A 20744-nucleotide genomic window follows, 5' to 3' on the forward strand; every position below is an offset into this window, starting at 1 on the left:
CCAAGGGTGGAGCCTGCCCCACCTTCGATCCGGTAGGACACTCCATCGTTTCCGCCCGTGGACGACGGCATCGTTGGCCCCAGTTCATCCCGGCCGGCGCGCCGACCCTGGCTGAAACCCGGGCGATACCCGCTGAAGCCCGCTGAAGCCCGCCTGAGGTCGCGCTGAAGCCGGGCCGGGATGAGCTGGATCCCGTTGAGGATGCCGCCCGCCCGGAAGGAAGCCGCCATGGAGTCGCAGCGCCCGTCGAGGCCGAGCCCGGCGCCGTCGAGCCGGTCGGGCCCGGCAAGGCCGGGTCCCCTCTCCTCGTTCGTGCGGTTCGTGGTGTGCGGCGGCGGCGTCGGGCTGCTCTCCAGTGCCGCCGTGCCGATGCTGGCCGCTGCGATGCCCTGGGCGGTCGCGAACGCCCTGGTCACCGTCGTCGGCACGCTCCTGTGCACCGAGTTGCACGCTCTGTTCACCTTCGGCACCGGGCAGCGTCCCGACTGGCGGCGGCACATGCAGTCCTCGGGGTCGGCCGTCGCCGCCTATCTGGCCACGACCGCCGCGATGTTCGCGCTGCACGCCGTGCAGCCGTCGCCCGGCATGGTCTGGGAGCAGACCGTCTACCTCACCGCCTCCGGCCTGGCCGGCATCGGCCGCTTCCTGCTCCTGCGGCTGTTCGTGTTCGCCGAACGGAACGGGCGAGACGGGCGGGACGAGCGGAACGGGCGGGACGAGCGGAACGGGCGGGACGAGCGGAACGGGCGGGACGAGCGGAACGGGCGGACCATGCGGACCGAACCGAACCCGCGCAGGAGCGCGGAAGCGGAGACCGTACGCGAGCAACTGGCCCCCGCCTACCCCGCGATGATCCCGTCGCCCGCATAGCCGCCCGCCGACGGACACGGCATGGCACGGCGCACGGCACCCGGCACCCGGCACCGAGCCCTCGCCTCCCACACCCCCAACTCCACTTTCCTCCACGCCTGTTGACTTCCTTTCAGTGCACTTCACGGTGCCCGTGAGGATCTTGCGAAGCGAGGGTTCGCCCGGGTCCTGAACGGTAAAGTCCGCGACATGAACGCTCGGCTGGCACTGCTCGGCACAGTGGCCCCCGGTGTCGCGGAAAGCGAGGTCTTCCGGCTGGCCCTCCAGCACGCGGTGGGCGAGCTGGGTGCGCTGGGCGGCATGATCCACCTGCGGGGCCCGATGTCCGCGCTGCGCCTGGTGTCGACCGCCGGGCTCCCGCCCGCCCTCACCCGTTCCTGGGAGATCGTCGGCCAGGAGGGCCCCCTGGCCCCGGCCCGCGCGCTGCGCGAGGGCAACGGCGTCTGGGTCCCGCTGAGCCCGGCCGGCGCGGCCGAGTGCCCGGACGCCGCCTGGCCCGGCACCGGCCTCGCCGCCCTGCCGCTGTACAGCGGCAACCGCGGCACCGGCGCCCTCAGCGTCCTGATGGACGACCCCGGCGAACCGGGCCCCGACCACTGGGCGTTCCTGCGGTCCGTCGTCTCGTGGACCGAGGACCGTATGGGCCAGGCGCCGCCGCCGACCGGCCCCCTGCGGTCGGCGCAGCAGCCGGAACACACCGGCGAGCGCCTGCGCCAGGCCCTGAAGGAGGTCAGCGTCGGCTCCTGGGACTGGAACATCGCCACCGGCGAACTGATCTGGGACGAGGCCGCCCTGGAGCTGTACGGCACCTTGCCGGAGGACTACACCGGCAGGGTCGAGAACTGGATGCGGTGCGTCCACCCCGACGACCTGCCGCCGACGCTGGCCGCGGTGGACCGCGCGATCCGCACCGGCAGCGTCTTCGAGGCCGAGTACCGGGTGCGCAAACTGGACGGCACCTGGGGCTGGACCCAGGCCCGCGCCAGACCGACGTACGACGAGCACGGCGAACCGCACCGGATGACAGGGGTGGGCTGGGACAGCAACGAACCCCGCTCCGCCCGTGACACCCTCAGCCGCGCCCTGCGCCACATGAGCGACGGCTTCCTGGCGATGGACGACGACTGGCGCATCACCTTCGCCAACCTGGAGGCCGAGCGCACCCTGGGCTTCTCCGACGAGGAGCTGTTCGGCTGTCTGCTGTGGGACCTGCCCGCCGCCGAGCAGGTGCCCGGCCTGGAGATCCGCTGCCGGCAGGCCGCCGCCGCGGAGAAGTCGGTGAGCTTCGACGTACGGCTGCCGAACGGGCGCCTGTGCCATCTGCGGCTGGTGCCGGGTCCCGACGGCCGCACCATCTACTTCACCGACGTCACCGAGAGGCGGCGGCTGGAGGAGGAGCGCCGGTCCGCCGACCGGGCGGCCACCGAACGCGCCGCCCGGATAGGGGAGCTCACGGCGGCCCTCGCGAAGGCGACGACGTCGGCGGACGTGGTGGACGCGGTCGCGCGCGGGGTGCTGCCGCCGTTCGAGGCGGCCGGTCTCGTCGTACAGACCGTGGAGGGCGACCGGCTGCACACGGTCGGCTCCGTCGGCTACCCCGACGACGTACTCGCCGTGCTCGACGGCCGCGCGCGTACGCAGACCAGCCCGCTGTGGGACGCGATCGTGGCCGGGACGCCACGGTTCCTGTCCACGGCTCAGGAGTTCGCCGCCCACTACCCCGAGCTGGCCGACCTGCCCGCACGCGCCGGCAAGCAGGCCTGGGCGCTGCTCCCGCTCACCGCCAGCGGGCACACCTTCGGCATCTGCGCGGTCACCTTCGACCACCCGCGCCGCCTCACCGACGAGGAGCGCACCCTGCTGACCGCGACCAGCGCCCTGGTCGCGCAGGCCCTGGAGCGGGCCCGCCTCTTCGACGCCGAACACACCCGCTCCCGCGAGCTCCAGCGCAGCCTGCTCCCCCGGGACCTGCCGGCCCTGCCCGCCTGCACGGCCGCCGCCCGCTATCTACCGGCCGGCCAGGGCATGGACGTGGGCGGCGACTGGTACGACATCATCCCGCTGTCCGGCGGCCAGGTCGCCCTGGTCGTGGGCGACGTCATGGGCCATGGCCTGCCGGAGGCGGCGACGATGGGCCGCCTGCGCACGGCCGTCCACACCCTGGCCGACCTCGAACTGCCGCCCGACGAGATCATGAGCCACCTCAACGACATCGTCGGCGCCATGGGCGAGGAGTCGTACGTGACGTGTCTGTACGCGTTGTACGACTCCACGACCCGCGTCTGCTCCATAGCGCGGGCGGGTCACCCCCCGCCGGCCCTCCTGCATCCCGACGGCACGGTCGTCTTCCCGCCCCTGTCGGTGGACCCGCCGCTCGGCGCGGCCGAGCCGCCCTTCGAGACGACCGAGATCCCGGTCCCCGAGGGCAGCGTGCTGGCGCTGTACACCGACGGCCTGGTGGAGTCGTCGAAGCGCGAGATGGACGAGGGCATGGCGGCCCTGGCCGAGGTGCTGCGCACCGCCCACGCGGACGGCACGGTGACGGACCTGGAGCGGCTCTGCGAGCGGGTCACCACGGCCCTGCTGCCGGCCGGCCAGCAGACCGCCGACGACGCGGCCTTCCTGCTGGCCCGACTGCACGCGCTGCCCGACTCCCGCATGGCCTCCTGGCCGCTTCCCAAGGACCCGCGGGCTGCGGGCCAGGCCCGCGCCCTGATCCGCAAGCAGCTCGCGGCCTGGGACCTGGAGGCCCTCACCTCCACCACCGAGCTGTTGGCGAGCGAGCTCGTCGGCAACGTCATCCGCCACGCCAGGGGCCCGCTGCGGCTACGGCTCCTGCACGACGCCTCCCTGATCTGCGAGGTCTTCGACGGCAGCCTGACGATGCCGCGCATACGCCGGGCGACGGATACGGACGAGGGGGGCCGCGGGCTGCAGCTCATCACCGCGCTGTCGCAGCGCTGGGGGACCCGGTACACGCCGACCGGCAAGTGCATCTGGACGGAACAGACCCTCCAGACGGCACCGGACGCCGTACGGGACGAGCCGGACGAGCCGGCGCCCGACCCGCTGGAGCGGATGTTCCTGGGCCTGCCGGGGCTGGGGGAGGACTTCGACGGGGACCTGGACGCGCTGGCCTTCGGCGACCAGGACTGATCCGGGTCCGGGACAGGACCCTCCCGTCACCGCGGGGTACCGTGAAAGCGCCACATATGCGACGCATCGCCGCATATGGCGCTCCGCAGGAGACCCGGAGTGTGATGCCATGGCCCACCGCCGCACCGATTCGGCCGGTGCCACCAGAGAGCTGCTGCAGGAGCTCGGGGATCTCACCGGCCGGATTCTGGACCAGATCAAGTTCCACCAGGCACGCGTCGAGCTCGCCGCCGCGCTCCAGCGCCAGGTCCTCGCCGCCGAGCTGCCGGACGTGCCGTGTCTGCGGGCGGCGGGCCGGTACACGCCCGCGCGGGTCGGTCTGGACATCGGTGGCGACTGGTTCGACGGCTTCCGCATGCCGGACGGCTCGGTGGGCTTCGCGATCGGGGACGTCCAGGGCCACGACGTCGAGGCAGCGGCGCTGATGGGCCAGGTGCGCACCTGCCTGCGCGCCGTCGCCACCGCCACCACGGACCCGGCCGAGGTGCTGGGGCGCACCAACGACCTGCTGGTCGCGATGGCCTCCGAGCTCTTCGTGACCTGCACGTTCCTGCGTTTCGACCCGGCCACCAAGGAGCTGCGCGACGCCCGCGCCGGGCACGTCCCGGCGGTGTGGGCCACGACCGGCGGCCGCTGCGAGATCGTCATGAACGACGGCGGCCTGCCGCTGGGCATCAACGCCGGCGAGCACTATCCGTCGTTCCGCCGACGCCTGACCGACACGGGCGCGTTCGTCCTGCTCACCGACGGCGTGGTGGAGGGCCCCGGCTATCCCATCGACGACGGGCTGAAGCGGGTGGCCGACCTGGTCGGCGACGGCTGCTGCGCCGACCCCGGGGAACTGGCCGCCCAGGTGATCAAGGTCGCGGACCTGACCGGCCACAGCGACGACGCCGCGGTCCTCGTCCTGCGCTACGGCGACTTCGGCGACCTCGGTGACCTCGGTGACCTCGGTGACCTCGGCGAAGAGTGAGCGGCATGTACGGTCTGGTCGCCCCCGTGGCGTCGAACAAGACGGACAGCCCACGGCTCCGGCTCCGCGACTACGCCGTCCACGCCCTGCGCCTGACCGCCGTCACGGCCGCCTACTACGGCAGCGCCAAGCTGGGCCTGGAACAGGAGCTGGTACGGGGCCAGGTCACGCCCTTCTGGCCGCCCACCGGCATCGCCCTGGTGGCCCTGCTGATGTGGGGCCTGCGGATGTGGCCCGGCATCGCGCTCGGGGCGTTCGTGGTGAACGTGCCGCTCGGACCGTCGATCCTGCCCGTGCTCGCCATCGTCGCCGGCAACACGATCGCCCCGGTCTGCGCCTGCCTCCTGCTGCGGCGAGTGAGGTTCCGCCTCGCTCTGGACCGGCTCCAGGACGCCCTGGCCCTGGTCTTCCTCGGAGCTCTGGGCGGAATGCTGATCAGCGCGACGATCGGCACGGGGGTCCTGGTGGCCTCCGAGGCGCTGGCGGCCGACGACTTCTGGCCGACCTGGTCGGTGTGGTGGACGGGCGACGCGATGGGCGTCCTCGTCATCGCGCCCCTGCTGCTCGCCGCGCGCACCGTGCGACGGCCACACGACGTCCCCGTGCTGCGCTGGGTCGAGGCAGCGGCCCTGCTGGCCGGCACCACCGCGGCCTCCCTCCTGGCCACCCGCAGCTCCTTCAACCTCCTCTTCCTCGTCGTCCCCTTCCTGATCTGGGCGGCCTTCCGCTTCCAACTCCCGGGTGCGGCGCCGTGCGCACTGATCACCTCGGTGCTCGCGATCTCCGCCGGCGCGGACGGCGCGGGCCCGTTCTCCGACCACAACCTCCTGGCCAAGATGGTCATCCTCCAGGCCTTCAACGGCACGGTGGCCCTGACGTCCCTCCTCCTCTCCGCCACCGTCGCCGAACGCAACCACACGGTCCGCGCCCTGAGAGAAGCCTGCGAACGCCTCACGGTGGCCCTGTCCCGACTGGTCCAGGACCAGCCCCTGGACCATCACCCGACGCTGCGGACGGGAAGGAACGAGGATCGCAAGTAGCGCGACCGTGGTCGGCCGGGTCCCGGTTGCGCCATGATGGGAGTCCTAGCGCGTGACCACGGGGGGATGCATGGAAGGCGCCGACCTGATCCTCGCGGCCCTTGCGGTCGGTGGCACTGCCGCGGTCGGTCAATCGGCCACCCTCGCCGTCAACAGCGCCCACAGCGCGCTACGCGAACGACTGCGGCAACTGTTCTCACGACATCCACAGGCCCCCGCCGCCCTGGACCTGCACGAGCAGGACCCCGACGCCTTCGCGGCGGCCGTACGCAGGTACCTCGCCGAGACGGGTGCCGACGGCGACGAAGAGGCACTGCGCACGTCGGCGCAGATCATGCGTATCACCGACCCCACGGGTTCGGTGAGCGGGAAGTACCGGGTCGACGTACGCAACGCCCAGGGCCTGCAGATCGGCGACTTCGGAAACCAGCAGAACACCTTCGGCACACGGCCGGACGGGACTCAGTGACGAACCCCGGCCGGTCGGTTCACTGAAGCGCCCGGCTGGACCAGCGTGTCAGCCACCGGCGCGCCCTGCCTTCGCGCCAGCCCTCCGGCCCCGGCGGTCGTCCGGCGGCCGAGGCCTTGCCACCGCCCTGCGCCGTGGCCTGCCGCCACTCCAGCACCACGGCGGCCGCCTGTTCCGTATGCCCCGCCTCGGTGAGCCAGAACGCCAGGCCGTGCAAGGTGATCGTGACGTCCGGGTGCCGGCCGCCGAGTACCCGCAGCCGGTCGTCCAGCAGCGCCCGGAACGCCTGCGCGGCGCCTTCGGCGTCTCCCGTCTCCCCCAGCCAGTCGGCGAGATCCTGACGTGTCGTGAGGGTGCGGGGGTGGTCCGCGCCCAGCACCCGCCGCCTGTCCTCCAGCAGTGCCGTCAGGGCTGACACCGCGGCGGGGACGTCTCCATGGGCGCCTTGCCAGCAGGCCAGGTCGTGACGGGTCGTCAGCGTGCTGGGATGGTCGGAACCGAGCAGCCTCAGTTTGTCGTTCAGGAGCGCCCTCAGCTCCACCACCGCGTTCGGGCAGTCACCCACGGCTCCACGGAAGCACGCCAGAGCGTGACGGGCCGCGAGCGTGTCCGGATGCTCCGGCCCGACCACCCGGCTGCGGTCGGCGACCAGCCGCTCGAACTCCTGGACCGCTCCGCCCGGGTCGCCGGCCACACCCTGCCAGCGAGCCAGGCTGTGCCGGGTCATCAGGGTGTGCGGATGATCCGGCCCCAGCAACCGCAGCCGGTCCCGCAGCAGCGCTCTGAGTGCCTCGGCCGCCGCTGCGGCATCCCCTACGGCCCCTTGCCAATCGCAGAGATTGTGCCGGGTGTTGAGGGTTTCCGGGTGCTCCTGCCCGAGAAGTCTGACCCGGTCCTCGAGCAGCGCACCCATGGCTTCCAGCGCTTCGGTGACGCGGCCCGCCGATCCCAGCCAGTACGCCATGCCGTAGCGGGCCGCCAGAGTGTCCGGGTGGTCCGCGCCCAGGTGCCGGGCCGCCGTAGCCGTGAGGCTCTCCCAGTTGGCGACCGCGCCGTCGATCAGACCGAGCTCGCCCAGGCTGCCCGCCGCCTGGAACAGTGCTCTGTGCAATCGCGGACGCCACATTGTCGCGCCCTCGTAGGCGGCGAGGGCGGCGACGTTGTGCCGCAGTACACGCGAGTGCTCCGGGTCGTCCTCGATCGCCGGCCAGTCCGCGGCGAGCGCGTCCGCCGCGGCACGTACCGCGGCTTCGTGGGTCTCGGCCGGCAGCGGGTCGAGAACCGCGCGCTGTACGAGGGCATGTGTACGGATCGCCACCGAGCCCCCCGCGGGGTCGTGGGTCACCAGGCTCAGCCGGTGCAGGTTGCGCAGTGCCGCCCTGGTCTCCGCCGGTGTGACGTCCGTCCGGGCGGGCAACGTCGTCGCGGCCAGGAACCGGCGTACGGGTTCGGCCAGCCAGATCGAGTCCGGCGCGCCGTTCGGATCGAGCACGGCGGCCACGTACAGAGCCGGACGTGCCAGCCCGAGGGGAGGGAGCTGGTCCGCGCGATCGACGGCCAGGGACCACGTAGTTGCGACCGTGTGCGCGTAGCCGTCCGCACTCGCATCCCGCGGGAAGAGGTGATCGAGCCGCTGCGACCGCTGGGCGAAGGATGTCCGGTACTGCGCGCAGGTGATGCCCTGGTTGCGGATGACGCCTGCCGCCTGCGCCAGGGCGACCGGCAGCCGTCCCAAGTCGTCTGCGAGTGCGGCGGCCTCGTCCAGCACCTGGGGATGGGTGTCCTGCGCCCCAGGGGTGCCGAGCCGGTGCACGAGGTAGGCGTGCGCCTCCTCGGGGGTGAACACGTCCACCGTGATCTGCTGAGCGCCCGCCGGCGCGCAGTCCCGGCGCCGCGTGGTGACCAGTACCCGGCCCGCCGGCCCTTCCGGCCACAGCCCCACCAGGTCCGCGGGATCGCTGACGTCGTCCAGGACGATCAGCCATGTCGTCCGGGTGGTGCTGAGCCAGTCGAGGAAACGGTCGCACAGGACGTCGGCCGACTGGGCGTGCAGGGCACCGGGGCTGGTCTCGATGCGCGCTTGCGCGAACGTACTGACGATCGATTCCCTGGACATGGCGTTCACCCACAGCAGGAGCTGCAGGCCGTCCTCGCGAGCCTGGAGGAAGGTGTTCGCGGCCAGTTGTGTCTTGCCGACACCGCCGCCGCCGGTCGCCACCACCTGCGTGAGCACGGTGGCGCCGCCGTCATCCAGTATCCGCGAGATCTTCGCCGACATGGCGTGCCGCTGCTGGAAGGCCGCCGGCCGCGTGGGGGGCCGCCCCACCTGCATGGGCCACTGGACGGACGCAGCCGTCGTGATCCAGGTGTTGTTCCAGGTGTTCGCCTGGTGGCCACCGTCGCCGATCTGGGCGCCTTGCAGGTCACGGGCGTTGACCTCGGCCGGACGCTCACTCATCGCGGTCTCCCGGACCCGGCGTGACGGGCCCGTTCCCCGATGCCGACAGCACCCGCCGTATGGCCCGGTCGTCCGGGAGGGCGGAGGAGGATCCGACCGTACGTACGGTGAGCGCCCCGGCGGCGTTGGCGTACGACGCGGCGGTGCGAAGGTCCGCTCCCGCGGCCATGCTCACGGCCAGCGCGGAGCAGAACGCGTCGCTCGCCCCTGTCGTGTCCCGCACCCGAGAGGGAAATCCGGGCGACCGGAACGTCCCTTCGCCCGACGCCACGGCGCACCCTCTGCCCGCGTCGGTGACGCAGACCACGGAGATGCCCGTCCCGTGCAGGGCCGCTGCGAGTTCTTCGGCGCCGCCCGGATCGCCGAGGCCCGCGCCGTGCGCCAGGAGCGTGGCCTCCTCCCGGTTGGGCACGAGGATGTCCACGTAGGGCAGGAGCTTGCCGACTTCCGGCAGGTCGGCCAGGTCGGGCGTGGGCCCCGGGTTGAGCATCACGGTGACTCCGGACTCCGCCGCGATCTGGAAGAGCTGTAACAGGATGGCCGGACGTATCTCCAGCGTGGCCATCAGGACGTCCGCGCCGCTGACGACAGGCCGGGCCGCTTCGATCTCGATGTCACGCAGTTGCAGGGGCGCGGGCTGCTTCCACCCGATGAAGGACGTCTCTCCGCCAGGTCCCACGAGGACTGCCACAGGTGAGGTGACAGCGCCCTCCCTCAACAGGAAGTGGGAGACGTCCACTCCCTTCGCGACCAGCGACTCCCTCAGCCTGATACCCCACGGGTCGTGCCCCGCGGCACTGATGAGGTGGACCCGCGCGTCCAACCGGGCTGCGGCAAGTGCCTGGTTGAACCCCTTGCCGCCCGGCAGCACGGTCACGTCGGAGGCCGGTACGGCCCCGGACCACTTCGGCAGGGACCGCACACGGTAGAGGAGATCCATGACCGAGTTCCCCGTCACCACAATGTTCGGTCTGCCCGCGTCGGCCTGCCACCCGCCCGTGCGCTGTCCCATCCGCTCCTCTTCTCGGTGACGAACCCACTGGTGAATGGCTCGCGTCAGCCGAAGACGTCGTCAGCCATGCGGAACCCGTACTTCCGATACAACCGCCCGAGAAGACAGTCGGTGTCGGTCAGATCGTCGAGCCCGCGCAGGACGTGCTCACGCAGGACACCGATTCGCGCCAAGTCCCTGTACGTGTCCGGCAGTCCGGACTTCTCGAAGAGCCGGCGTATCGACCCGTAGAAACCGTGCTCTCCACTGCTGCGGGAGAACATCGCGCACACCAGAAGCGTGCCGATGCTGACCAGACGTCCGTGGGTCGCGCGATCGGCGGGGTAGTGATGCCGCTCCTGGAGCCGGTAGCAGAGCAGGTGTTCGCTGGCGGCGTTCAGCCTGGTGTGGCCCAGGCGGAGCACTTCGAGAGACGACTCGTGCAGGTACCGGGCCAGGGACCGCAGGTCCAGACGGTCCACCGGCCCAGGGCTGGCGAGCACCCATCCCGCAGCCGCCCAGACGCCGGGGACGCGGGACGTCATTCGGGTGAGTGACAGGTTGATGCGGTCGTCCTCGCCGTCGGGCCACTGGTACTCGATCGAGGCACTGAGCGAACTGAACAGATCGCCCAGGCCCGAGGTCGTCCACTTCACGCCGGGGCCCCTGTGGGCCGCCTGGACGGAGGGCTCGCTGATCACTGTGCTGACCGGCGCGACGGTGCGCCGGCTGGTACGAATGCCGTCCCGGATCAGCACGCTGCGATCTGTGCTCAAGCAGGCGTTGGACAGGATCGACGGGAACACCAGTAAGGACCCGGGTTCCGCGCAGGCCCGGCCGACATCCAGCACCGAGCAGCCGCCGACGGCGATCACCTTGTCGTACCGGTATTTGGTCCGGATCTCCTGCACGGTTTCGACATGCGGCTCGGTGACAAGCACCGTCTCGCCCAGGCCCCGCACGATGGGGAAGTTATGGCCGTCGGCCACGAGAAGGGTGGAGTCGTCCATGGCGGCGGAAAGGGCTTGCGGAATCGACTGCGAAACGAAGTCCAAACGGGGATAGCACGCCGCATCATGCCGCGCGCTCCTCGCCCTCGCCCCGACCGGCGTTGTCATTGATCACCCACCCGGATAAAGACTCGAATGGTGCCCCCGGCCCGTTGACTCACGGGTTGTAAATCTGCCCCGACCGATAGCTGCGAAGCGCTAGTTGCACGGGCAGGAACAAAGGACTGGGCAGGGCGTCGAGCGGATACCACGCCCAACTCTCCAGCCGGTCCGGCTCCCTGACCGTGGGAGTACCTTCGATCTCTTCCGCGACGAACTCGATGTCGATGTAGTGGCGTCCGTACTCGCGGACATTGCTCACGCACAGCAGGCTGAGACCGTGCACCTTGAGGCCGCTCTCCTCCATGACCTCCCGGGCGGCGGCCTCCTCAAGCGACTCTCCGAACTCCACGTGCCCGCCACACCAGCCGTAGCTCCCGGCACCGTGCGCCCGCAGCCGTTTCCCCAGCAGAATGGCGGAATCCCTGAGCAGCATGACGCCGACCCCGATTTTCGGCCGTTCGGCCACACTCATGGAAGCCCCCGAGACGTCAGGACCCGGCCACCGCACCACAGCATCCTCCGGCCCCCGCCTCGGCGTGGTGGCTCCGACCCGTCTGGCATACCCCCCGCCGACGAACCCCAACCGTTGGCCAAGCCCATTCGGACAGGGGCCGGGAAGCCGGAACCGATACCGCAGAACGCCACCGCTCGGCGGACGCCGAGAACATCCTCGGCACTCACAGATCGCCATGCCGATGGAGGTCCCGGCCAGAGAGGTGGTGGGTCTGTCAGAGAGGTGGCGGGTCTGGATGAGAAGGCGAGCGATCGGCCCCCTTCAACAAACTGATCACACGTTCATGGGTGTCCCCTACTCGATCCAACACACGTACTCTGACAAACAAGTTGTCCACGTTGCACATGGCCACTTCCGTGAACCATCCCACGAGCAGCGACTGCCCAGAAATCGGAAGTCCGGGCCCAATGAGGTTCAGGTGGAAGTCTTCCCGATGCACGAGACCGCAGATCTCGATCGACGCCACCGCGGCCTGGTGCCGGACCCACCCTGAGGAATCCCTGGCACCTCGGGCATGCGCGGCCGGCGTGTAGGCGATCGAGTAGCGCACGTCCGTGATGACGGCGACATCCTGGCTGCCATTGAGCAAGTGGCACACCCATGCCAACCGACCGTGCGGGGCAAAGCCGGCGTAGACACGGCTGAAGTAGCCGAGCGTCGGCCTCACCGTGCGTGCGTATTGGGCACGGCCCAGTGATGCGCCTCCTGTGGCGAGTACCGCCGCGACTGCACTCTGGAGATCCAGAAGCTGAACTTTCCAAGGCCAACTGTGGGTCAACCGCGCGGGCAGGTTCTGCCGGATCAAGGCATACATAAGAAGGAACAGCGCAAAACACCACAACACGAACAGAAGCCGTGAAAACAACCCGCTCCGAAGGATCACACGCTGCATGGTCTCCATAGCCGCCCCCGAGTCGGTCCACGAACCGACGCAAGACTGTAAGGGCGCGCCTTCGAGTCCAACAGAACGCGTGCCACCAGCGCGCATCCCGGGACCGTTCCTGACCGGACGAAACAGAAGCGGCGGCACCACAGCCACTTCGCTGCCGTACTACTCCCAAACGCAAAAGGCCCCGGATCTCTCCGGGGCCTCTCACCTATGTGCACTCGGCAGGATTCGAACCTGCAACCTTCTGATCCGTAGGCGCGTTCACCTCAGATTCGCGAGACGCCGACCAGCCGAACAGCGACGTCCAGCCACAGCCAAGGGTCGACGTTGGTCCATCGCCGTGTGCTCGTGTACGTGGGTGTTGATGTCAGGCGTTGATGTCAGGCTGTCGTCCATCGTCACTGGTCACGACGCTGTCACCTCCGCATGTTGTTCTCCCGCCGACGGCGAGCACGTTGCCGCTGCCACTCTTGCAGCAGCTCTTTCCTATGCTCAGACTTCTGAGGCCACACGGCCCGCACAACGGTCCGGATCCCGAACACAAGCAGACCAAACACGGCGAGAACCAGCACGGCAACCCACGGGGTGCCGTCCGGAAGTTGGAACACGATGTTGAGCCTTCCGACCTGGAAGCGGTCGGCGGGTAGATCAGGCAGCTAGTACGGCGCTCCCTAGCGCGCTGCGGTGATGCCCGCCCCGGCAAGTAGGCACGGGAAAGGGAAAGTTGGGGCCGCGCGGCGCAATTTGTGGTACCGCATCGATCGGCGGAGGCCTCCAAACAGTCGCCAAGCCTGAATCAGCACGACTCATCAAGAGCGACAGTAGAAGCCGCACAGCGCTCACTAGGAAGCACAGCAGACACAAGATCAGGTCTGCCAAAGCTGCGAGATATTCGCGTACCGCAACGCGCTTTTCGCGTTGCGTGGCAGCATTCCTTAGCCCTTCGCCAGCGGCGAAGAGCCTACTGCGAACTTCGTCTTGGACGAAGTTCAGGGGAATGTAATTGAAGGACTTGCCGGACCCCACCCACGTGTTGATCAGGAAGTCGACGTCTTCAGTCCCAGCCTCTAGGGCCCGGCCCAACTTAGATGCATGCCTGTAAGAACCCGTCGCAATGATCAGAGCGTGTCGCCTTGCAGGCAACTCCTCTTGACTCACGGTCACCTCCCCTCAAACTCTGCACAAACGAGTCTAGCGCCCTGGCCAGGAAGATCTTGCGGGAATCTAGAGACGTCCACTCGGTGCATCGCACAGCGAGGTATCGCCCGTGACAGCCGGCCCCAGACATCGCTTCCGGCACACGCCCTCGGATGTCAGTGCCGTCTGCTACTGTCGCCCCATCAGATGTCCGACGACGCGACGGACGCTGTACGGACCGGAAGATGCGGGGCCTCCATGAGGGGCCAACGCCCCCACCGTCGCAAGATCACCGCTTTGAGACTGAGCGTCACAGATCTCAGGCCAAACACCCGTACGTGGGTGGTTGGGCTGAGATCTGTCTTTTTTCGGTCCAATCACCCTTCCCTAACCTGGAAGGGGACCGATCGTTGAACAGCCAGTCGACGCCACCGACCACCAACCTCAGGGTTCTGTACCTGATCATTGCGGCGTCCGTGTCGATGCTTATCGCGCTCGTAGCAGGCATCTTGGTCTGCGCCACCGGCAAGTCCATTGTTGACGCGGTTCTGTATGGCGGCGGAGTCTTCGTTGCCTTCATGACGTTGTCCATCGCCATGATCACTGTGCTCAGCATGCCGTGATCGATGGCGTAAGACAGCAGCGCCGAAGCCGCAGGTGCGTGCACAGCCAGATGTAGTGCCCAGGGCCCGGCGTCAACCTTTCCGGGAGTGCTGCAGCTCCCTCGCCGGCAGTACTACCTGGCGGGGTGTGGGTGGGAACTGCGTGCGAACCATGGCCCGGACGGTGAGGTCTACGACCGCCTTACGTCGCGCGCAAGGGCGCTACAGGGTTCGCCTTCAAGCGCCCGGAAGAGCAGGACTTCTTCGGGATAAGCCCGCCGGTACCACGTAAAAAGCGAGCAAAGACGCCGTAGGTATTCACACACCGAGGGACTTCCCAATCCCAGCGACCTTAACGGAAATCCCCCGGCGAGCTCATCCGACCCCACAGAGAAACCTTTGATTCGAATGTCGAGATGGAGCCAAGTCATCATGATCCTTCGTCAGGTGGTGGAGATCACAAAGCATTGTGTGGCACCCCGTGTCGCAGATCACAGAGTGTCGGGCATAAGATGCACGGCAGTTGGGCTTGTGAGCTGGTTCACATGATCCCGATCTTCGCTGGGGCCGAGGGCCCGGGGGTGGCGGCGGACTCTCCGACGGGAGGTGGCGCCCAACCGAGACATCTGGAAGGCAGAAGCTTCTAGCGGCGAGAGGAGGAAACACCTATGCGCAAGATCGGACGAGAACTGATGATCACTGCCGGCGGCCACGTGCTGGCATACGCCGTGATCATCCTGGTGAACCCGTTCGTGGCGCACCTCACCGCGTAGAGCCCTGAGCCCTGGTAAGCAACCGGGAGCTACGCGGTGAGTCGCCTGTCGGTCCTCGAAGGTCGTCACCGACCTTCGAGGCCATGCCCCGAATCTATACCTCTTCGGGGGCTGGGCGCCCAGCCGGGTCGAGAGATCCGGCTGGGCGCCTTCGCGTGTCGCGGCCTGGCCGGTCGGTCCATGCCCAGACCGTCGGCCAGGCCGCGAGGGTTCCGGCAGTCGCATGAGCAACGTGTCGCCCGCTGCCTGTCAGGGGGTGACGCCCGTGCCGGAAGTCTGGGCCGGGGGTTCCCTGGGAGCGCGGCCCGGTTGACCTGCGCGTCTGCCCCTGGAAGCGTCAGTGGTCGGATGCTTCCAGGGTCGCGATCACGGCAGCGGGGTCACCCTCGTACAACACGTGCGGTTCGTCTGCTGTGGGAGGTATGAACCGGTTGCGGTACCGCTGGAGGTCGCTCTCCGCGAAGTAGATCGAGTTCGGATCGTCCGCATGGAACTCGTTGCGCTTGCTGATCCTCGCCCACAGTTCATCATGGCTGGCGGCAAGGTAGACGAGTACGGGGACCGCGCCGGCGTCGGTGGCGATGGCCTGCCATTTGGCCCGATCCTCGGGAGTCCAAAAGCCGTGGTCAACGACGACATCGTGCCCGGCTATGAGCTGTTCCCGCAGGTCGACCGCCACGTCTTCCAGGACTGGCCGCTCAAGGGTGGGGAAGGTGCCCCGGGGGAAGTCGACCCCGTAGACGCCGTGCCGGCGGTACATCTCCTCATCCGGGCACAACCGCACGAATCCGCGATCCGTGAGGACGCGGGAAAGCGTGGTCTTGCCTGACCCGGGGAGTCCGGCCATCAGGACGCAGAACGGGGGGCGTGGGGACATCGGTCTCGCCATGGCTTGGGAGATGGTGGCCATCTCTGCTTCGGCTTCCGGCGTGATTGTGCCAGTCCGGCGGGCCGCAAGCAGTGCGTCCAGTCGGTCTTCGAGCACGCTCACAAGCGTGTCGTCCGCGACTGTCACGGGGTGACCTCCGATTCTGTGCGCCATGTACGGCCCGGCCCTCCGAGGTCGACGCCGTACTCCACGATGTTGCCCTCGCTGTCGACGAACTTCGCGGTCATCACGACCACCGGTTCTGTCGGCGAGTTGTCAGGGTCCAGCTCCAAGAGTCGTGCGTACTCCGGCGTCAGTGTGCGGGCTGACGCCGTGTCGATGCGGTGGCTGATCGGGTGGCCAGTCGCTTGGGCGATGAGCTGAAGCGAGGTTCCCCCCGTCAGCCGCTCGCTCGCTGCGAGCTGCGGGATCAGCTTTCCGTACTGGGCGGGAATCCAGGACGTGCTGTGAGCCACGATGCCGTGCCGGTCCCTGTACACCCGGCTACGCCGTACAACGGCCGAGCCTGGCTCGATGTCCAGTGCGTGCGCCACCTCGGCAGGCGCAGACACCACGGCCGCCTGATGTGAGTCGGACCGTTCGCCAGCCCCCCAGCTGGACCCCGTACGTCGTCCCCTGTCCTGCCGCTGGGCACCCGAGGACATCGGGGCCGGCCGGTCCAGAACTTCGGTACCGATGCCGTGGATGCCTCGCACAAGTCCCTCGTTGCGCAACTTGCGAAGCGCCTTTTCGGCTGTCGCGGTGCTGACCTTCCACTCTTCCGACAGGTTCTTGATGCTCGGCAGGAGCGTCCCCGGCTGTAGCTCACCGGACGAAATCAGCTCCGTGTAGTGGGCGGCAATCTTCGCGTACGGGGCCCGATTGTCGGCCTGGCCTGCCATGTCGCTCGCTCCTTGTCGTCACTTCCCTGAGGTTCCCTAGCTTACCGCTTGACACCGCAGGGAACCCTAGGGAACCTTAGGGATGTGCCCGTCGGTCGGTTCTTCCGGCAAGCGGGTGCCGGACCTCAATGCGCCCTGCTACAGGGCCCATTCGGAGGTCAAGGGGCCCGGGACAGAGCGGGCCGAGGGCGCACCCGACCCTGGTCATTCGGGAGGGCTTAGGCCGAGAGGCCATGTCTCCATACGCCTACAACGGGGTCATGCCGCACTACCTGATACGGGTGCGGCACCCCCGAAGGAGACAGCACGTCGCCCCGGCATCCAGCCGTGAGGGGTGCGAGATCGAATCTCGCCCGGGGCACTCCAGCCGCTCTATGTGGCTTTGTCGCGCGTTCTGCGTGGCTGATCACCCCATCAAACGGCGTGCACCCCCGGAGTTGCCGCTCCGAGGGTGCTGTTGGGCCGTTCACCTGTGGAAGGACCACGACCCTATGAGCCCCATCGTGACTGTTCAGGATGCTGTTACCGCGTTCGCCGACTTCTTGGAGCCGACGGATGCGGAGCTGGACGCGATCGAGCTGGAGATGCCCGTCATCGAGGCGGACATTGACTTGCTCGATGCCTACATCACCACCCTCGATCGCACGCCGACCGAGCTGGACGAGCGCCGTATCCGCCGGGCCCGCCGCAAGGCGCTGGCCGCACGGGTAGAGCTGACCAACCTGTCGGCCCCGGCGGCGGGGGTTGGGGCGTGAGCGAGCCGCTGACCCCGGCGCAGATCCAGTCCGCTGAGAAGACGCTCGCGACCGGTACATGGGCCATCACGGCCGGCGCGGTGTTGTTCTCCGTCCTGACTGTCACGCCCCTGGTGGAGCGGGTCACCCCGGACGACTGGGAGTGGACGGCCCCGATCCTGCCGCTCGTGGTCGACGCGGCCGTGGTCATCGTGGTCCGCCTCGATGCGACCGTGGCACGCCTCGGTGGGAGCTCCGGTGCCTGGCCGGCGGTGTTGCGGTGGATGACCGGGCTGATGACCCTGCTCCTCAACATTGGCGACAGCGCCCTCAAGGGCGACTTAGTCGGGGTGGCCGTCCACTCGGTCGCGCCGCTGCTGCTGATCGTCACCGCGGAAGCCGGACTGGCCTACCGGCGCGCGATCGGGCGGGCGCTGGACCGCATCGAGCGTTCACGGGCCGCCGAACAGTCCGCGCGTGAACAGCGCGAGCGTGAAGGTCGTGAACACGAGCGGCTGGAGCGTGAACGCGCTGAACAGTCCGCCCGCGAACACGCCGAACGACTGGAGCGCGAGCGGGCCGAACGCGAGGCTGTCGAACGGTTGGCTGAGCGCGAGCACACGGCTCGGATGGAGCGTGAACGCCTCGACCGCGAAGCGGACATGCGGCGTGAGCAGCGCGAATACGAAGACCGCGTGCGGCGTGAGGACCAGCAGTGCGCGGACGCCCTACGGCGTGAACAGCAGGAGCGTACGGAGCGATCACGGCCTGAGCGACACGCCCTCGAACCCGCCGCGACAGCGCTCGACACGAGCGATGAGCAGGCGGCCGTGAACGCGTTGACCGGGACGGTGAACGGTGCCGTGAACGGCGCGGCCACGTTCATGAAGATGCCGGAGAGCGACGCCCGCTCCTACGTCCGGTCCTTCCGGGACGGGCAGCGTTCGGTGCGGCAGCTCGCCGAAGACACCGGCTGGTCAGTCGGCTGGGTATCTGCCCGCCTTCAGGAGGCCCGCGAGCAGCAGGCTGCCGCGCCCGTTGGGCCGGAGGTGGCGGCATGACCTCCCGGAACAAGCGCCGACAATCGGCCGGGGACATGTTCCCGGGCATGGCGGACCGCATCATCGGTCGGCCGCCGAAGGCCGACGCTGAACCCGAGGCGATGACCTTGGATGAGGCGATTTCACGTTCGTTCGCCATCTACGATCGCGTGCTGGCTGCCTTCCCGGTCGTGGCCAAGATCGGGCTGTTCTCCGGCGGCAACGACTCCGTGGTTGTCAACCACCTCTTCCGGCAGCGTGTGGATGCGATCGCGCACGTCAACACCGGTACCGGGATCCCGGAGACCACGCAGCATGTGCGTGATGTGGTCGCCGCCTGGGGTCTGCCCCTGCACGAACTGCACCCGAAGCACAGCTACCGGGATCTCGTGCTCGGCAACGTGCTGGCCACCCGCGGCAAGAACATCGGCCGGCAGGTATGGAAGGGCTTCCCCGGACCGGCCGGCCACAGCGTGATGTACCGGCGGTTAAAGGATGAGCCGTTGCAGCGCCTCCGCGGGCAGATCATCGGTCGCCACGGACGCACCCGCAACGTCGTCTACCTCGGTGGCATGCGGTGGGCGGAGACGGATCGCCGCTTCCGCAATGCCGAAGAGGTCGACCGTGAGGGCGCCCTGATCTGGGTGTCCCCGATCGTGCACTGGACCGACGCCCACATGCGCGAATACCGCGACCGCCACCGCTGCAACCTCCCCCACCAGCACGCCGACCACATGCTGTGCACCCCGGGAGCGCTGCCGCTGAACGAAGTCACCGTTCACCTGCACATGTCGGGGGAGTGCCTGTGCGGAGCGTTCGCCAAGCCCGGAGAGCTCGATGAGATCGAGTTCTTCTACCCGCACGCGGCCAAGCCGCTGCGGGAGCTACAGGACGAGGCCAAGGCGGCAGGTCTGAGTGCCTGTCGGTGGGGCGAGCGCCCTCCGGGCAAGCGTTCCCGCCGTCGCCCGGCCGGGCGCCTGTGCGGCAAGTGCGAAGCCATCGAGGGACAAGCCGATCTGCTCGCCGATTGGCGCGACACCGGCCTAATCACCCCCAGCCAATTCGACACCTTCACTCGCACCGAGGAACAGCGCGCCGCCTAAAACCCCTCCAACTCCCAAGGAGTTTCGCTGTGTCCAGCCGTACCCGCACCCGCGGCGGCGCCGCCGTCCACACCGTCCGTATACCGCGTCAGCGGGGCCGTCGCGGTAGCGACCCGTTCGTGGTCGTGATGCCCGAACGCCCCTCCCTGGCCCACCAGGCTGTCACTGGCCTTGCGCTGATGCTGTGGGACCACCGCCGCGCGCTCGCCCCCATCGGCTTCGCCGTGCTTGCGCTCGTGGCCGGCTTCCTGCTCCACACGATCGCCTGGTGGTCCGGCCTGCTGCTCGCCCCGCTCGCGGCCGGGCCGCTGGTGTGGCTGTTGCTCATGCAGCGCCGCCGCCGCGGCACCGGATCCGTCCTGGCCTGGCGCATCGGCGTAACCGTCTTCGCCACTTCCGCGCTGGCCTGGCTGGCGCTCGCGGCAGGGTTCGGGCCGCTCGCCGGCCCGCTGGAGCTGATCTGGCTGCTCACCCTGATCACGGCTCAGACCGCCTGGCTCATCGTCCGCCGCACCCACTGACCTGAGGAGACAGCCAGATGGCACGCAACACAAACTCGAACCAGGTACGCGGCTTCGCGAACCGGCAGGCGGGACGGCCCTACACCCCCCAAAACCTGGGCGGCACCAACAAGAGCAACAAGTTCGCCAACGCGGGCGCCGCCGCGGGTGGGTTCGTCGGGGCGCTGGGTGGTTCGATCGTTCCGCCGATCAACGTCACTGTGAACAACAACCGGAACACCGCCCGCGGCGGTGGTGGTTCGCACGCCCAGTCCCTCCTGCCCTCCCCGGAGTTCGGCTCCCCCGCGCAGGTGAGGAACTACTGCAACAGCCTCCGCGCAGCGGCCGTGACGCTGTCCATCGAGGTGGCCATGGGCGCCGAGATCTTCGAAGGCGTCCTGGCAGCCGTGCCCGACCCCGAGGGGCGCGCGTTCGGCTCCCGCATCCGGGCCCGGAAGGTGGCCCGCAAGATGCGCAAGGCCGCCGATGACCTGCGCGGCGCCGCGAAGAACGCGGCTTCCTGCTACTCGACGTTCCAGCAGGAGTTCGAGGAAGAGATCAACCGCGTCCGTCACCGCGCCCGCAAGCCGGCACAGCCGGTCATGAACTGGGC

General features: G+C 68.9%; 19 protein-coding genes. 11 read left to right on the forward strand and 8 right to left on the reverse strand.

Features of this window, described 5'->3' with window-relative positions; all coding sequences use genetic code 11:
• The coding region (locus ACZ69Q_RS43310; RefSeq protein ID WP_471053870.1) for a hypothetical protein at positions 1-230 on the reverse strand (230 nt) is incomplete at its 3' end.
• Between ACZ69Q_RS43310 and ACZ69Q_RS43315 the strand changes: the two genes are divergently transcribed.
• The 5 genes from ACZ69Q_RS43315 to ACZ69Q_RS43335 all read left to right on the forward strand — a co-directional run bounded on the left by ACZ69Q_RS43315 (position 229) and on the right by ACZ69Q_RS43335 (position 6508).
• Complete coding sequence (locus tag ACZ69Q_RS43315) at positions 229-870, forward strand: GtrA family protein (protein WP_471053872.1); 642 nt, start codon at positions 229-231, stop codon at positions 868-870. The genes ACZ69Q_RS43310 and ACZ69Q_RS43315 overlap by 2 nt on opposite strands.
• A gap of 189 nt (positions 871-1059) precedes the next feature.
• Positions 1060-4026: a SpoIIE family protein phosphatase gene (locus ACZ69Q_RS43320; RefSeq protein WP_471053875.1), complete on the forward strand. Its 2967-nt coding sequence runs from the start codon at positions 1060-1062 to the stop codon at positions 4024-4026.
• Between the two features lie 109 nt (positions 4027-4135).
• The gene (locus tag ACZ69Q_RS43325; RefSeq protein ID WP_471053878.1) at positions 4136-4999 is read left to right on the forward strand and encodes a PP2C family protein-serine/threonine phosphatase; all 864 of its coding nucleotides are present in this window, start codon (positions 4136-4138) and stop codon (positions 4997-4999) included.
• Between the two features lie 5 nt (positions 5000-5004).
• A complete protein-coding gene (locus ACZ69Q_RS43330; protein ID WP_471053881.1) occupies positions 5005-6039 on the forward strand; it encodes an MASE1 domain-containing protein in 1035 nt (344 codons plus the stop codon).
• A gap of 70 nt (positions 6040-6109) precedes the next feature.
• Entirely contained in the window at positions 6110-6508 is a 399-nt protein-coding gene (locus tag ACZ69Q_RS43335) for a hypothetical protein (protein ID WP_471053884.1), read from the forward strand.
• A gap of 19 nt (positions 6509-6527) precedes the next feature.
• Here ACZ69Q_RS43335 and ACZ69Q_RS43340 read toward each other — a convergent pair whose 3' ends face one another.
• The 5 genes from ACZ69Q_RS43340 to ACZ69Q_RS43360 all read right to left on the reverse strand — a co-directional run bounded on the left by ACZ69Q_RS43340 (position 6528) and on the right by ACZ69Q_RS43360 (position 12484).
• Entirely contained in the window at positions 6528-8966 is a 2439-nt protein-coding gene (locus ACZ69Q_RS43340) for a tetratricopeptide repeat protein (protein ID WP_471053887.1), read from the reverse strand.
• Positions 8959-9978, reverse strand: coding sequence for a PfkB family carbohydrate kinase (locus tag ACZ69Q_RS43345; protein WP_471053890.1), 1020 nt, complete (start codon positions 9976-9978; stop codon positions 8959-8961). Before ACZ69Q_RS43345 ends, ACZ69Q_RS43340 begins: the two co-directional genes overlap by 8 nt.
• Positions 9979-10022: 44 nt before the next feature.
• A complete protein-coding gene (locus ACZ69Q_RS43350; protein ID WP_471053892.1) occupies positions 10023-11012 on the reverse strand; it encodes a dehydroquinate synthase/iron-containing alcohol dehydrogenase family protein in 990 nt (329 codons plus the stop codon).
• Between the two features lie 112 nt (positions 11013-11124).
• On the reverse strand, positions 11125-11541 hold the full coding sequence (locus ACZ69Q_RS43355; protein WP_471053894.1) for a nucleotide triphosphate diphosphatase NUDT15: 417 nt from the start codon (positions 11539-11541) through the stop codon (positions 11125-11127).
• A 256-nt stretch (positions 11542-11797) separates the two neighbouring features.
• Positions 11798-12484 carry a hypothetical protein gene (locus tag ACZ69Q_RS43360; RefSeq protein ID WP_471053896.1) on the reverse strand — a complete coding sequence of 229 codons (687 nt, stop codon included), beginning with the start codon at positions 12482-12484 and terminating at the stop codon, positions 11798-11800.
• A gap of 1535 nt (positions 12485-14019) precedes the next feature.
• Here ACZ69Q_RS43360 and ACZ69Q_RS43365 point away from each other — a divergent pair.
• Positions 14020-14232, forward strand: coding sequence for a hypothetical protein (locus ACZ69Q_RS43365; protein WP_471053900.1), 213 nt, complete (start codon positions 14020-14022; stop codon positions 14230-14232).
• A 1089-nt stretch (positions 14233-15321) separates the two neighbouring features.
• Here the strand turns inward: ACZ69Q_RS43365 and ACZ69Q_RS43370 are convergent.
• Positions 15322-15999: a P-loop nucleotide/nucleoside kinase family protein gene (locus ACZ69Q_RS43370; protein ID WP_471053902.1), complete on the reverse strand. Its 678-nt coding sequence runs from the start codon at positions 15997-15999 to the stop codon at positions 15322-15324.
• The gene (locus ACZ69Q_RS43375; protein WP_471053905.1) at positions 15996-16754 is read right to left on the reverse strand and encodes a GntR family transcriptional regulator; all 759 of its coding nucleotides are present in this window, start codon (positions 16752-16754) and stop codon (positions 15996-15998) included. The genes ACZ69Q_RS43370 and ACZ69Q_RS43375 overlap by 4 nt, the downstream gene beginning before the upstream one ends.
• Before the next feature lie 491 nt (positions 16755-17245).
• On the opposite strand from ACZ69Q_RS43375, the gene ACZ69Q_RS43380 reads away from it, so the two are divergent.
• The 5 genes from ACZ69Q_RS43380 to traA all read left to right on the forward strand — a co-directional run.
• The gene (locus ACZ69Q_RS43380; protein WP_471053908.1) at positions 17246-17509 is read left to right on the forward strand and encodes a DUF6284 family protein; all 264 of its coding nucleotides are present in this window, start codon (positions 17246-17248) and stop codon (positions 17507-17509) included.
• The gene (locus ACZ69Q_RS43385) at positions 17506-18549 is read left to right on the forward strand and encodes a DUF2637 domain-containing protein (protein WP_471053911.1); all 1044 of its coding nucleotides are present in this window, start codon (positions 17506-17508) and stop codon (positions 18547-18549) included. Before ACZ69Q_RS43380 ends, ACZ69Q_RS43385 begins: the two co-directional genes overlap by 4 nt.
• Positions 18546-19631, forward strand: a complete 1086-nt coding sequence (locus tag ACZ69Q_RS43390) for a phosphoadenosine phosphosulfate reductase domain-containing protein (protein WP_471053913.1) — start codon at positions 18546-18548, stop codon at positions 19629-19631. The genes ACZ69Q_RS43385 and ACZ69Q_RS43390 overlap by 4 nt, the downstream gene beginning before the upstream one ends.
• Positions 19632-19660: 29 nt before the next feature.
• On the forward strand, positions 19661-20152 hold the full coding sequence (locus tag ACZ69Q_RS43395) for a hypothetical protein (RefSeq protein ID WP_471053916.1): 492 nt from the start codon (positions 19661-19663) through the stop codon (positions 20150-20152).
• A gap of 17 nt (positions 20153-20169) precedes the next feature.
• The coding region (gene traA, locus ACZ69Q_RS43400; protein ID WP_471053919.1) for a plasmid transfer protein TraA at positions 20170-20744 on the forward strand (575 nt) is incomplete at its 3' end.

The organism is Streptomyces sp. NPDC036764, from assembly GCF_055609385.1.